Origin of the sequence: Streptomyces sp. VRA16 Mangrove soil, from assembly GCF_017377775.1 — a bacterium.
Lineage (GTDB): Bacteria > Actinomycetota > Actinomycetes > Streptomycetales > Streptomycetaceae > Streptomyces.
The window spans coordinates 288,523-302,166 of sequence record NZ_JAFVLN010000012.1; the positions used below are offsets into that span (position 1 = coordinate 288,523).

The following is a 13,644-nucleotide window of genomic DNA, read 5'->3' on the forward strand; positions in this document are numbered from 1 at the left end:
GCCCGGCTGTCTCGGGCGCGGCCTCAACTGTGTATCGCGGAAGCCTACTTGGGGCTGTCGTCCTCGCCGATGTGGTGGACGCGGACCATGTTGGTGGAGCCGGTGACGCCGGGCGGGGAGCCGGCGGTGATGACGACGATGTCGCCCTTCTTGCAGCGGCCGATCTTGAGGAGCTGGTCGTCGACCTGGGCGACCATGGCGTCGGTGGAGTCGACGTGGGGGCCGAGGAAGGTTTCGACGCCCCAGGTGAGGTTGAGCTGGGAGCGGGTCGCCGGGACCGGGGTGAAGGCGAGGAGGGGGATCGGGGAGCGATACCTAGACAGACGCTTCACCGTGTCGCCGGACTGGGTGAAGGCGACGAGGAATTTGGCGCCGAGGAAGTCGCCCATTTCGGCTGCGGCGCGGGCGACGGCTCCACCTTGGGTGCGGGGCTTGTTGCGTTCGGTGAGCGGGGGCAGGCCCTTGGCGAGGATGTCTTCCTCGGCGGCTTCGACGATGCGGCCCATGGTCTTGACCGTCTCGATGGGGTATTTGCCGACGCTGGTTTCGCCGGAGAGCATGACGGCGTCCGTGCCGTCGATGACGGCGTTGGCGACGTCGCTGGCTTCGGCGCGGGTCGGTCGCGAGTTGTCGATCATTGAATCGAGCATTTGGGTGGCGACGATGACCGGTTTCGCGTTGCGCTTGGCGAGTTTGATGGCGCGCTTCTGGACGATCGGGACTTGTTCGAGGGGCATTTCGACGCCGAGGTCGCCGCGGGCGACCATGATGCCGTCGAATGCGGCGACGATGTCCTCGATGTTGTCGACCGCTTGGGGCTTTTCGACTTTGGCGATCACCGGGAGGTGGCGGCCTTCTTCGGCCATGATGCGGTGGACGTCTTCGATGTCGCGGCCGCTGCGGACGAAGGAGAGGGCGATGACGTCGGCGCCGGTGCGCAGGGCCCAGCGGAGGTCTGCTTCGTCCTTTTCGCTGAGGGCGGGGACGGAGACGGCTACGCCGGGGAGGTTGAGGCCTTTGTGGTCGGAGACCATGCCGCCTTCGACGACGCGGGTGTGGACGCGGGGGCCGTCGACTCCGGTGACTTCGAGGCTGACTTTGCCGTCGTCGACGAGGATGCGTTCGCCGGGGGTGACGTCTTCGGCGAGGCCGTTGTAGGTGGTGCCGCAGCGCTGGCGGTCGCCTTGGATGCCGTCTTCGACGGTGATGGTGAACTCGTCGCCGCGTTCAAGGAGTACGGGGCCTTCGCTGAAGCGGCCGAGGCGGATCTTCGGGCCTTGAAGGTCGGCGAGGATGCCGACGCTGCGGCCGGTCTCGTCGGAGGCCTTTCGCACGCGCTGGTAGCGCTCCTCGTGTTCGGCGTAGGTGCCGTGGCTGAGGTTGAAGCGGGCGACGTCCATTCCGGCTTCTACGAGTGCCTTGATCTGCTCGTACGAGTCGGTGGCGGGGCCCAAGGTACAGACGATCTTTGCTCGGCGCATGGTTCGAGCCTAGGCCCTACCAGCGGGTAGGGAATTGGATGGGTATGACTACTCAACAACCTTTGCGTGAAGGGTTATTGACAAGCGTCGCTATGTTTTGAATTTGCGCGGCGTGGCGCTCTGATGAGCAATGGATGAACGGTTCATGGGGTCGCGCGGGGTTGTCACAGGGTCGGCGGGTGAAGGGTGAAGCGGGCGTTGACGGCGGCGTGGACCTCTTGGCGTTCGGGTTCGAGGTCGAGGGTGGCGGGGTTGTCGTCGATGCCGTCGGTGTAGGGGCCGGCCGCGGACATGCGGACCATGGCGCGGTCGAAGCGGGCGGGGTGGCCTTCGGCTCCGATGTCGGCGAGTTCGACGAGGGCGGCGAGGGTGGTGCCGAGGGCGTCGGCGTATTCGCGGGCGCGTCGGACGGCTTCGTGGACGGCTTGCCTGCGGGCGGCTGCGTGCACGGGTGAGGTGGGGCGCAGGGACCACCAGGGTCCGTCGACGCGGGTGAGGTCCAAGTCGGCGAGGCGGGTGGTGAGTTCGCCGAGTGCGGTGAAGTCGGTGAGTTCGGTGGTGAGGTGGACGGTGCCGCGGTAGGTGCGGATGCGTTCGCCGCGGCCGTGTTTGGTGAATTCGGGGGCGATGGAGAAGGCGCCGGTCTGTAGTTTTTCGACGGCTTCGCCGTAGCTCTTGATGAGGTCGAGGGTGGTGGCGTTGCGGCGGGTGAGGTCGTCGAGGGTGGTGCGGCGGTCGGTGTTGCGGGCGGTGATGGTGATGCCGATGCGGGCGAGTTCGGGGTCGGCTTCGAGGTGGGCTTCGCCGCGGACGGTGAGTCGGGGGGCCTGAGGGGTTCCGTGGGGGGCGCTCAGGGTGGGGTCGTCTTGGGTCATGGGCCCCACTTTGACACCGTTGGGGTTCGGCGGCAGGTCACCAGATCGAAACCTGCGGGGGCTGTTGCGGGTTGGGGCTTCTGGGCCAGAATCTACGCGCGTTGCCTCTGTTCATTTTCGTACGAACCACGAGTGGTCGTGGGTCAGGAGCTCCTCGATGCCGTTGAACCGCAGATCCTTCCTGGGCAAGTCCGCCGCGACCGGTGCCGGTGTGGCGCTGGCGGGGGCTGTCGCCGCGCCGGCCGCCGAGGCCGAGGAGGGCAAGGCCAAGAAGCAGAAGCGGTATGCGTTCACCGTCATGGGGACGACCGATCTGCATGGTCATGTCTTCAACTGGGACTACTACAAGGACGCCGAGTACAAGGACGCGGCGGGCAACGCGCAGGGTCTGTCGCGGATCTCGACGCTGGTGCAGCAGGTCCGTGCGGAGAAGGGCCGGCGCAACACGCTGCTGATCGACGCCGGTGACACGATCCAGGGCACGCCGTTGACGTACTACTTCGCGCGGGTGGATCCGATCACGGCGGAGAACGGTCCGGTGCATCCGATGGCCGAGGCGATGAACGCGATCGGGTACGACGCGGCGGCGCTCGGCAATCACGAGTTCAACTACGGCATCGATACGCTGCGCAAGTTCGAGTCGCAGCTGCGTTTCCCGTTGCTCGGGGCGAACGCGGTGGACGCGAAGACGGAGAAGCCGGCGTTCAGGCCGTACGTCATCAAGACGATGCGGACGCCGCACGGCAAGGACGTGAAGGTGGCGATCCTGGGGCTGACGAACCCGGGTATCGCGATCTGGGACAAGGCGTATGTGCAGGGTGTGCTGAAGTTCCCGGGGCTTGAGGAGCAGGCTGCGCTGTGGGTGCCGAAGCTGCGGTCGATGGGCGCGGACGTCGTGATCATTTCGGCGCACTCGGGTGCGTCGGGCACGTCGTCGTGGGGTGACCAGTTGCCGTACGTGGAGAACGCGGCGGCGAACGTGGCGAAGACGGTGCCGGGGATCGACGCGATCCTGGTCGGGCACGCGCACGTGGAGATCGAGCAGCAGTTGGTGACGAACGACAAGACGGGGAAGACGGTCGTGCTGTCGGAGCCGCTGTGCTATGCGGAGCGGCTGGCGCTGTTCGACTTCGAGTTGGTGTGGGAGAAGGGCCGCTGGGCGGTCGAGTCGGTGTCGTCGAAGCTGCTGAACTCGAACGCGGTGGCGGACGATCCGAAGATCACGAAGCTGCTGCAGGCGGACCACGACCTGGTCGTGAAGTATGTGAACCAGGTGGTCGGGCGGGCGACGACGACGCTGACGACGGTGGACGCCCGCTACAAGGACGCGCCGATCATCGACTTGATCAACAAGGTGCAGGCGGATGTGGTGACGGAGGCTCTGAAGTCGACGCAGTACGCGTCGCTTCCGGTGCTGTCGCAGGCGTCGCCGTTCTCTCGTACGTCGGAGATCCCTGCGGGCAATGTCACGATCCGGGATCTGTCGAGCCTGTACGTGTACGACAACACGCTGGTCGCGAAGTTGATGACGGGTGCGCAGGTGCGGGCGTACCTGGAGTACTCGGCGGAGTACTTCGTGCAGACGGCGGCGGGCGCGGCGGTCGACGTGGACAAGCTGACGAACGCGAACAACCGCCCGGACTACAACTACGACTACGTGTCGGGGGTCACGTACGACATCGACGTCGCGCAGCCGGCGGGTTCGCGGATCAAGAACCTGAGGTTCGACGGTGCGGATCTGGATGACGCGGCGCAGTTCGTGTTCGCGGTGAACAACTACCGGGCGAACGGTGGTGGCGCGTTCCCGGGTGTGGCGACGGCGCAGGAGCTGTGGTCGGAGTCGACGGAGATCCGGACGCGGATCGCGGAGTGGGTGACGGCGAAGGGTGTCCTCGACCCGGCCGACTTCGCTTCGGTGGACTGGAAGCTGACGCGGGACGGGACGCCGATCGTCTTCTCGTGAGGTGAGTCCGCCGCCGGGGGTCAGCCCTGGAGTTTGACCATGGTGCCGCGCTCCCCCGCCTGTCGCTGGGCGGGCCCGGGGGCGCGGTGCTCGTGTCCGGTGAGGCCGAAGCTGGTGAAGGCGGTGCGTCGGGGCTGCGGGTAGGGGTCTTTGCCGGTGAGGGAGTTGAGGATGGTGGCGGAGCGCCAGGCGGCGAGGCCGAGGTCGGGGGCGCCGACGCCGTGGGTGTGGCGTTCGGCGTTCTGGACGTAGAGGGCGCCGGTGACGGAGTCGTCGAGGACGAGGCGGAACTGCTCGTCGATGCGGGGGCGTTCGGAGCTGTCGCGGCGGATGTAGGGGTCGAGGCCGGCGAGCATGCCGTCGAGGGGGCGTTCCTTGTAGCCGGTGGCGAGGACGACGGCGTCGGTGGTGAGGCGGGAGCGGGCGCTCTGCCGGCGGTGTTCGAGGTGGAGTTCGATCTTGGTGGTGGCGACGCGGCCCGCGGTGCGGACGCTGACGCCGGGGGTGAGGGTGGCGTCGGGCCAGCCGCCGTGGAGGGTGCGCTGGTACAGCTCGTCGTGGATGGCGGCGATGGTGTCGGCGTCGATGCCTTTGTGGAGCTGCCACTGGGCGGGGACGAGGTGGTCGCGCTCGCGCTCGGGCAGGGCGTGGAAGTAGCGGGTGTAGTCGGGGGTGAAGTGTTCGAGGCCGAGCTTGCTGTACTCCATGGGTGCGAAGGCTTCGGTGCGGGCGAGCCAGTGGAGTTTCTCGTGGCCTTCGGGGCGGTGCTTGAGGAGGTCGAGGAAGATTTCGGCGCCGGACTGGCCGCTGCCGATGACGGTGACGTGTTCGGCGGCGAGGAGGCGTGCGCGGTGGGTGAGGTAGTCGGCGGAGTGGATGACGGGCACGGTGGGCGCGTCGGCGAGCGGCTTGAGCGGTTCGGGGACGAAGGGCTCGGTGCCGATGCCGAGGGCGACGTTCTTGGTGTACGTGCGGCCGAGGGCTTCGGCCTCTCCGTCGGCGTCGAGCTGGGTGAAGTCGACCTCGAACAGGGCGCGTTCGGGGTTCCAGCGGACGGCGTCGACCTGGTGGCCGAAGTGCAGTCCGGGCAGGTTCTCGCTGACCCAGCGGCAGTAGGCGTCGTACTCGGCGCGCTGGATGTGGAAGCGCTCGGCGAAGTAGAACGGGAAGAGGCGTTCGCGGGTCTTGAGGTAGTTGAGGAAGCTCCAGTCGCTGGCCGGGTCGGCGAGGGTCACCAGGTCGGCGAGGAAGGGGACTTGGAGGGTGGCGCCGTCGATGAGCAGGCCGGGGTGCCAGTGGAAGGCGGGGCGCTGGTCGTAGAAGGCGGTGTCGAGTTCGGTGAGGGGGTGGGCGAGGGCGGCGAGGGACAGGTTGAAGGGGCCGATGCCGATGCCGACGAGGTCGCGTGGTGCTTCGGTGGGCAAGGTGGCGGGGTGGGGGGTGGGCGCGGCAGTCATCGGGACGTGGGTCCTTCCACCAGTTTCAGCAGTGCGGTGAGGTCGTCGGGGGTGGTGTGGGGGTTGAGCAGGGTGGCTTTGAGGTAGAGCTTTCCGTCCATGCGGGCGCGGCCGAGGACGGCGTGGCCCTCGGTGAGCAGGGTGCGGCGGATGTCGGCGATGTGTGCGTCGGTGGCGTCGGTGGGCCGGAACAGGACGGTGGAGAGGGTGGGGGTGTCGTACAGCTCCAGGTCGGGGTGGGTGTCGACGAGCCGGGCGAGGTGGTGGGCGAGGGCGATGACTTGGTCGACGAGGGTGCCGATGCCGGTGCGGCCGAGGGCTTTGAGGGTGACGGCGAGTTTGAGGACGTCGGGCCGTCGGGTGGTGCGCAGGGAGCGGCCGAGGAGGTCGGGCAGTCCTGCTTCGGTGTCGTCGTCGGCGTTGAGGTAGTCGGCGGTGTGCGTGAGGGCGCGCAGGTCTGCGGGTTCGCGTACGGCGAGGAGTCCGGCGGCGACCGGCTGCCAGCCGAGTTTGTGCAGGTCGAGGGTGACGGTGTGGGCGCGGTCGAGGCCGTGCAGCAGGGTGGCGTGGCGGGGGCTGAACAGGAGGCCTGCCCCGTAGGCGGCGTCGATGTGGAGGCGGGCGCCGTGGTGGTCGCAGAGGTCGGCGATCTCGGGGAGCGGGTCGATGAGCCCGGCGTCGGTGGTGCCGGCGGTGGCGGCGACGAGTTTGGGGCCGGGCAGGTCGGTGAGGGCTTCGTCGAGTGCGGCCGGGTCGAGGGTGCCGGTGGGGGCGGGTACGACGATGGGTTCGGGCAGGCCGAGGAGCCAGGCGGCGCGGGCGAGGCTGTGGTGGGCGTTCTCGCCGACGAGGAGTTGTACGGGTTCGGGGTGGGGGTCGGTCTCGCGGGCGAGTAGTACGGCGAGTTGGTTGGCTTCGGTGCCGCCGGTGGTGACGAGGGCGTCGGGCCGGTCGGCCGCCGGGTAGGTCTCGTGGGCGAGTGCGGCGGTGAGGTCGGCTTCGAGCGCGGAGGCCGCCGGGGCCTGGTCCCAGGAGTCCATGGACGGGTTGAGGGCGCTCGCGGCGAGGTCGGCGGCGGTGGCGACGGCGAGCGGCGGGCAGTGCAGGTGGGCCGCGCACAGGGGTTCGGCGGGGTCGGCGGCGCCGGCGGCGAGGGCGGTGACGAGGGTGCGCAGGGCTTCCTCGGCTCCGGTGCCGTGCTCGGGGAGCAACGGGCCGACCGCTTCGCGGAGTTGGGCGGCGACGGTGTCGGGGCCGCCGGCGGGCAGCGGTCCCGCGCGGTGGACGGCGCCTTCGTGGAGGGCGTCGAGGACGGTGCCGAGCAGCGGCCGCAGGGCGTCGGGGCCCTGGGTGCCTCCGGCCAGGGGCGGAAGAAGGAGGCCCATGGGCGCTGCCCATCCCTTGGAGGGGTGGTGGCGGGCGGCGGGCGGGATCATGCGGGGTCCTTCTGGTGCGCGGCGGGACATGGAACGGTGCGCACCAGTTTTGGCGTTGCGGAAGGCAGGCCACCGGCAAATGCGGGAAGGAAACCCGAAAGGGGTACTGCTGTACGGAGAGAGCGTGTTGGTGGTGTATAGGGCGGGTTGGGGGCCTCGGGCGGAGGGCGAGTGGGGCGCCTCCGGCGGAGGGGCGGGTTGAGGGCCTCCCGTGGAGGGGCGGGTTAGGGCGCCTCCCGTGGATCCGGTGGATCCCGTGGATCCCGGGAGGCGCCCCTTCGGCTCAGCGTCGGCCGGTCATCCTTGGCGTGCCTTCAACGCTCTGCGCAGGTCGTCGAGTTGGTCGTCGAGCTTGCGGCGCAGTGCGGGGCTGGGCTCCCCTTGGCTGAGGCACTGTTCGCCGAGCCGGAGGGTCTCCGGGTCGACGGCGTGCTCGGGGAAGGCGTACCGGCCGACGGCCGTGGCGATGGCGGGGCCGCGCCGTTCGGCGAGGGTGACGGCGTCGGTGAAGTAGCGCGGCAGGTAGGAGCGGAGCAGGTCGGCCTGTTCGGGCTGCCAGAAGCCCTGGGCGGTGGCGGTGAACAGGTAGTTGGACAGTTCGCGGTCGGGTTCGTCGGTGTGGTCGGCGAACATCGCGTCCCAGGCGGCGGCCTTGGCCTGCGGGTCGGGCAGGGAGGCGTGGCAGCGGGCGGCGCCCTCCTGGCCGACGGCGCTGGGGTCGTGGGCGAGTTCGGCCTCGATGACGGCGTCGTCGACGGCGCCGAGGACGCTGAGCCGGCCGAGGATGCGCCAGCGCAGTTCGGGGTCGAGTTCGGGTCCGCCGGGGACGGCGCCGGAGTCGTACCAGTCGCGGATGACGTCGGCGTACTGGGCGGCGTCGATGAGGTGGCGTACGGCGGTGAGGCGCAGTCCGGGGTGGCTGCCGTCCTCGGTGCGGCGGATCAGGTCCTCGCACAGGGTGGTGAGGAGGGTGAGGGCGGCAGGCCGGTCCGCGGGGGCCGTGTACTGGTCGGCGACCTGGGTGTGGGCGAACGTGAGGACGCCCTGGACGATGGCGAGGTCGGTTTCCTCGCTCAGGTGGGCGGCGGCCGTCTCCAGGTAGGTGGCGGGCTCCAGTTGGCCGTCGCGGACCATGTCGCGCAGGGTGTTCCACAGCACCGCGCGGGTGAGGGGGTCGGGGACGCCGGAGATGCCGCGGACGACGGTTTCCTCGCTGACCGGGTCGAGGCGGACCTTGGCGTAGGTGAGGTCGTGGTCGTTGGGCACGATCAGGGCGGGGCGCGGGCCGCGGCCGGTGATGGGTTCGCCGGGGACGTCGACGTCGATGCGTTCGCGCAGGACGAGGGCGCGGCTGTCGGCCGGGTCGCGGTCGTAGAGGCCGACGGCGATGCGGTGGGGGCGGCTGCCGGTGCGGTCGACGGTGAGGGTCCAGCCGTCGTCGGTGTCGGTGACGCGGGTGGTGAGGGTGTCGACGCCGGTGGTGCGCAGCCAGGTGTCGGCCCAGGCGTGGACGTCGCGGTCGGCGCCGGAGGCTTCCGAGGCCAGCGAGTCGATGAAGTCGGCGAGGGTGGCGTTGCCGAACTTGTGGCGCTTGAAGTGGGTGTTGATGCCGGCGAGGAAGTCCTTCTCGCCGAGCCAGGTGACCAGTTGGCGCAGTGCGGAGGCGCCCTTGGCGTAGGAGATCCCGTCGAAGTTGAGGAGTGCGGAGGCCGTGTCGGGGACGGCGTCGGGGGCGACGGGGTGGGTGGTGGGCCGCTGGTCGGCGTCGTAGCCCCAGGCTTTGCGGGAGATGCCGAAGTCGACCCAGGTGTCCTTGTAGCGGGTGGCTTCGGTGAGGGTCTGGTAGCCCATGTACTCGGCGAACGACTCGTTGAGCCAGATGTCGTCCCACCACTTGAGGGTGACGAGGTCGCCGAACCACATGTGGGCCATCTCGTGGGCGATCACCATGGCGCGGAGCTGGCGTTCGGTGTCGGTGACGGCGGAGCGGTAGACGAACTCGTCGCGGAAGGTGACGAGGCCGGGGTTCTCCATCGCGCCGGCGTTGAACTCGGGGACGAACGCCTGGTCGTAGGAGTCGAAGGGGTACGGCTCGTCGAACTTCTCGTGGTAGCGGTCGAAGCACGCGCGCGTGGCGTCGAGGATCTCGTCGGCGTCGGCGTCGAGGTAGGGGGCGAGCGAGCGGCGGCAGTGCAGGCCGAAGGGGAGGCCGCGGTGTTCGGTGCGGATGGAGTGCCAGGGGCCCGCGGCGACGGCGACGAGGTAGGTCGACAGGAGTGGGGTGGGGGCGGCCTGCCATGTGCCGTCGCCCAGGTGCTCGGTGACGCCGTTGGCGATGACGGTCCAGCCTTCGGGGGCGGTGACGGTGAGGTCGAAGACGGCCTTGAGGTCGGGCTGGTCGAAGGCGGGGAAGACGCGCTGGACGTCCACCATGCACAGGTTGGAGTAGACGTACGTCTCGCCGTCGGTGGGGTCGGTGAAGCGGTGCATCCCCTCGCCGGTGTGCGAGTAGCGCATGGCGGCGTCGACGACGAGTTCGTGCGCGCCCTCGGCGAGGCCGGACAGCGGCAGCCGGTTGTCGTCGAGGGCGGCGGGGTCGAGCGGCTGCCCGTCGAGGGTGACGGTGCGCAGTTCGGCGGGCACGAGCTCGACGAACGTGTCTCCTGCGGCTCGCGCGGTGAACCGGATCGCGGTACGGGAGTCGAAGGTGTCGGGGCCACGGGTCAGGTCGAGTTCGACGCGGTAGTGCTCGACGTCGATGAGCCGGGCTCGGGTCTGCGCTTCGTCGCGCGTCAGTACGGGCATGGGGTCATGGTGCCTGATGCCTCTGACAGTGCGGCAGGGTGCCTGGGCGCGGGGCTCTGCCTCGGACCCCGCTCCTCGGTCGCCGGAGGGGTTGTCCGTTGGCGGGACGGTCGAGCGGGGGCGGCGTCCGGTGGCGCCGCGGGTGACGGAGATGCCGTATCGGCGGCGCTCTGCGGGACGGGTGGTCCTGTGGACGTGTGGCACGGTGGTGGCGCTGCTGGTGGTCGCCTTCGTCGCCATGATGGTGGCGTTCGCCTGGGTCATGGGTGAGAACCACCGGAAGATGTTCGGGGGCTGAGCCCCCGCGATCACCTCTTGGTGTCCTCGGCGATCTGCTCGTGGTGGCGGATCACTTCGCTGATGATGAAGTTGAGGAACTTCTCGGCGAAGGCCGGGTCCAGTTTGGCGTTCTCGGCGAGTTGGCGCAGGCGCTCGATCTGGCGGGCCTCGCGGGCCGGGTCGGCCGGGGGCAGGGCGTGGTGGGCCTTGAGGTGGCCGACCTGCTGGGTGGCTTTGAAGCGTTCGGCGAGCATGTGGACGACGGCGGCGTCGATGTTGTCGATGCTGTCGCGCAGGCGGGCGAGCTCGGCGCGCACGGCCGGGTCGACCTCGTTGGGGTTGCTGGTGGTCATGACGGATCAGCCTACGTGGAGCATGGGCGGGTCGTCAGGGTCGGGGATCTTGTCGGACCAGCCGCCGGGCACGGCGCGTCCTTGTTGTTCGCGGAAGCGGACGGGTGCCATGCCGACGCGGCGGGTGAACAGGCGGGAGAAGTAGGCGGGGTCGTCGTAGCCGACGCGGCGGGCGACGGCGGCGACGGGCAGTTCTGTTGCGGCGAGGAGTTCCTTGGCGCGGCCCAGGCGGATGCCGAGGAGGTAGTCCTTGGGGCTGCATCCGGCGCCGCGGCGGACGGCGGTGCGCAGTTCGGCGGGGCTCATGCCGTGCCGGGCGGCGTGTTCGGCGACGGAGAGCGGCTGGAAGGCGTCGCGGGCCAGGGCCTGGAGGACGGGGTCGCCGTCGGGGGCCATGTCGGCGCGGGCGCGGCGCAGGGCGACGAGGAGTTCGTGGACGGCGGCGCCGGTCTCGACCTCGAGGAGCGGGTTGCCGCGGCGGGCGGCGCGGGCGATGCGGCCGACGGCGGCGCGGGCCTGGGCGGCGTCGGACAGGGGGACGACGGGGCGCTCGGGTTCGATGTAGCCGAGTTCGGTGTACGTGGCGGTGGCCGGCCCGGTGAAGTCGACGAAGCACTCGTCCCAGCCGGTGTCGGGGTCGGCGCCGTAGTGGTGGGGGCGGCCGGGGGTGAGCCAGATGAGGGCGGGGGCGGTGACGGGGGTGCGGCGGCCCTCGGCGTCCTGGTACCAGCCGCCGCCCGCGGTGACGACGACGGCGACGTGGTGGTCGAGGGTGCGGGGTCCGACGGTGGGCAGCAGGCCGTGCTGGAGTCCGACGCCGAGGCAGACGAGGCCGAGGCGGTGGTGGACCGGGCTGGGTGTGAAGTAGCGCATCCAGGTGTGGTACGTGGCCATGTGTCCCCTCCTGTGGCGTTTCGCGCGGTCTTCCGGTCCGCCCAGGGCTCTCCCAAGCCGTCCAACAACAGCCGATCTTTGTCCATGGACCCTGTCGTCCGCCAGAGGGGACAGTGACGGCTGCTGTACGAGCGAGAGGGACGCGATGGCCGAGTTCAGGGTGGGCGAGGACGACTTCGAGGTGGACGGCCGGCCGGTGCGTCTGCTGTCGGGCGCGCTGCACTACTTCCGGGTGCACGAGGAGCAGTGGCCGCACCGGTTGCGGATGCTGCGGGCGATGGGTCTGAACTGTGTGGAGACGTACGTCCCGTGGAATCTGCACGAGCCGCGCCCCGGTGAGGTCGACGACGTGGCGGCGGTGGGACGGTTTTTGGACGCGGCGCACGAGGCGGGCCTGTGGGTGATCGCTCGGCCCGGCCCGTACATCTGCGCCGAGTGGGAGAACGGTGGGCTGCCGCACTGGCTGACGGGGCCGCTGGGGTCCCGGATCCGCAGCCGGGACGCGGAGTTCCTGGCGGCGGTGGAGCGCTGGTTCCGGGTGCTGCTGCCGCAGATCGTGGAGCGGCAGGTCGACCGGGGCGGCCCGGTGATCATGGTGCAGGTGGAGAACGAGTACGGCAGCTACGGCTCGGACCAGCTGTACCTGCGGGCGCTGGCCGACCTGCTGCTCGAACTCGGCGTGACGGTCCCGCTGTTCACGTCGGACGGGCCCGAGGACCACATGCTGTCGGGCGGTTCGGTCCCGGGGATCCTGGCGACGGCGAACTTCGGCTCCCGCGCGCGCGAGAGCTTCGAGACGCTGCGCAGGCACCGCCCGAAGGGGCCGCTGATGTGCGCGGAGTTCTGGTGCGGCTGGTTCGACCACTGGGGCGCCGGGCACACGACGCGGGACGCGCGGGACGCGGCGCGCACGCTGGAGGAGATCCTCGCGTGCGGGGCGTCGGTGAACCTGTACATGGCGCACGGCGGGACGAGTTTCGGCGGCTGGGCGGGGGCGAACCGGGGCGGCGGCGCGCTGCACTCGGGCGCCTTGGAGGCGGACGTCACGTCGTACGACTACGACGCCCCGATCGACGAGTTCGGCCGCCCCACCGAGAAGTTCTGGCTGTTCCGCGAGGTCTTCGCCCGGTACGCGGTCGGGCCGCTGCCCGATGTGCCGGTGCAGCCGGCCGCGCTCGGGGCGCCCGTCACGGTGGAGGCGACGGCGTACACGCCGCTGGCGGAGGTCCTTGAGGCGCTGGGCGGGCCGGAATCGGAGCACGCGGTGCCGCCGTCGTTCGAGGACCTGGACGTGGACCGGGGTCTGGTGCGGTACGCGGTGACGGTGCCGGGGCCGCGCAAGGCGTACGAGTTGCGGGCGCGGGAGCTGCGGGACCTGGCCGTGGTGTACGTCGACGGGGAGCGGGCCGGGGTGCTCACGGAGGAGTCGCCGGTGCTCGCGACGCCGGTGAGCGGGCACGCGCGCGTGGAGCTGTGGGTGGAGTCGCTGGGGCGGGTCAATTACGGGCCGCGTCTCGGTGAGGTGAAGGGGATCGTGGGCGGGGTGCTGCACGAGCGGCAGTTTCTGCACGGGGTGCGGGCTCGGGGGCTGCGGCTCGACGCGTTCACGCGGGATGCGGTGGCAGGGTTGGCGGGGTCTGGGTCGACGGGGTCCGGGTTGCCGGGGTCCGGGTTGGCGGGGTCGGTGGGCGGGGCCGGGCTTCCGGGGTTGTACCGGGGGGCGTTCGAGGTGGCGGTGGGCGGGGCCGGGGATGCCTCGCTGGAACTGCCGGGGTGGACGCGGGGGTTCGTGTGGGTGAACGGGTTCTGTCTGGGGCGGTACTGGGGGGTCGGGCCGCAGGAGACGCTGTATGTGCCGGGGCCTGTGGTGCGGGATGGGGTCAATGAGGTGTGGGTGCTGGAGCTGGACGGGGTGACGGAGGGGGCCCGGGTCCGGCTGGGCTGAGGCCCGCTTGGCCCGGGGCCGGGGTCGGGGCCGGGGCCGAGCCGGGGTGGGGGTCGTGGCTCGGGTTCGGCTGGTGTGACGGTTGGGCGGGGCCGGGCGGCGGGGCGAGCGTGCCGGGACCGTGGCTGGGGGCCGGCTGTGCGCTCGCCCCGCGCC

General features: G+C 70.5%; 10 protein-coding genes. 3 read left to right on the forward strand and 7 right to left on the reverse strand.

Features of this window, described 5'->3' with window-relative positions:
• Nucleotides 1-44: 44 nt before the first annotated feature.
• Nucleotides 45-1,481, reverse strand: a complete 1,437-nt coding sequence (pyk, locus tag J3486_RS29790; protein ID WP_207825796.1) for a pyruvate kinase — start codon at nucleotides 1,479-1,481, stop codon at nucleotides 45-47.
• Nucleotides 1,482-1,645: 164 nt separating this feature from the next.
• The gene (locus tag J3486_RS29795; RefSeq protein ID WP_207825798.1) at nucleotides 1,646-2,356 is read right to left on the reverse strand and encodes an SIMPL domain-containing protein; all 711 of its coding nucleotides are present in this window, start codon (nucleotides 2,354-2,356) and stop codon (nucleotides 1,646-1,648) included.
• Nucleotides 2,357-2,513: 157 nt separating this feature from the next.
• Between J3486_RS29795 and J3486_RS29800 the strand changes: the two genes are divergently transcribed.
• Nucleotides 2,514-4,319 carry a bifunctional UDP-sugar hydrolase/5'-nucleotidase gene (locus J3486_RS29800; protein ID WP_207825800.1) on the forward strand — a complete coding sequence of 602 codons (1,806 nt, stop codon included), beginning with the start codon at nucleotides 2,514-2,516 and terminating at the stop codon, nucleotides 4,317-4,319.
• A gap of 20 nt (nucleotides 4,320-4,339) precedes the next feature.
• Here the strand turns inward: J3486_RS29800 and J3486_RS29805 are convergent, their stop codons facing one another.
• The 3 genes from J3486_RS29805 to pepN form a co-directional block, all read right to left on the reverse strand.
• Nucleotides 4,340-5,776 carry a lysine N(6)-hydroxylase/L-ornithine N(5)-oxygenase family protein gene (locus tag J3486_RS29805; protein WP_207825801.1) on the reverse strand — a complete coding sequence of 479 codons (1,437 nt, stop codon included), beginning with the start codon at nucleotides 5,774-5,776 and terminating at the stop codon, nucleotides 4,340-4,342.
• Nucleotides 5,773-7,161 carry an aminotransferase class V-fold PLP-dependent enzyme gene (locus J3486_RS29810; RefSeq protein WP_207825850.1) on the reverse strand — a complete coding sequence of 463 codons (1,389 nt, stop codon included), beginning with the start codon at nucleotides 7,159-7,161 and terminating at the stop codon, nucleotides 5,773-5,775. Before J3486_RS29810 ends, J3486_RS29805 begins: the two co-directional genes overlap by 4 nt.
• Before the next feature lie 348 nt (nucleotides 7,162-7,509).
• Complete coding sequence (pepN, locus tag J3486_RS29815) at nucleotides 7,510-10,017, reverse strand: aminopeptidase N (protein ID WP_207825802.1); 2,508 nt, start codon at nucleotides 10,015-10,017, stop codon at nucleotides 7,510-7,512.
• Between the two features lie 151 nt (nucleotides 10,018-10,168).
• Here pepN and J3486_RS29820 point away from each other — a divergent pair, with 151 nt between their 5' ends.
• Nucleotides 10,169-10,315 carry a hypothetical protein gene (locus J3486_RS29820; RefSeq protein WP_207825803.1) on the forward strand — a complete coding sequence of 49 codons (147 nt, stop codon included), beginning with the start codon at nucleotides 10,169-10,171 and terminating at the stop codon, nucleotides 10,313-10,315.
• Nucleotides 10,316-10,325: 10 nt separating this feature from the next.
• On the opposite strand, the gene J3486_RS29825 is transcribed toward J3486_RS29820, so the two are convergent.
• Nucleotides 10,326-10,649 carry a chorismate mutase gene (locus J3486_RS29825; protein ID WP_207825804.1) on the reverse strand — a complete coding sequence of 108 codons (324 nt, stop codon included), beginning with the start codon at nucleotides 10,647-10,649 and terminating at the stop codon, nucleotides 10,326-10,328.
• A 6-nt stretch (nucleotides 10,650-10,655) separates the two neighbouring features.
• Complete coding sequence (locus J3486_RS29830; protein ID WP_207825805.1) at nucleotides 10,656-11,543, reverse strand: AraC family transcriptional regulator; 888 nt, start codon at nucleotides 11,541-11,543, stop codon at nucleotides 10,656-10,658.
• 145 nt (nucleotides 11,544-11,688) lie between these two features.
• On the opposite strand from J3486_RS29830, the gene J3486_RS29835 reads away from it, so the two are divergent.
• Nucleotides 11,689-13,488: a beta-galactosidase family protein gene (locus J3486_RS29835; protein ID WP_207825806.1), complete on the forward strand. Its 1,800-nt coding sequence runs from the start codon at nucleotides 11,689-11,691 to the stop codon at nucleotides 13,486-13,488.
• Nucleotides 13,489-13,644: the final 156 nt, after the last annotated feature.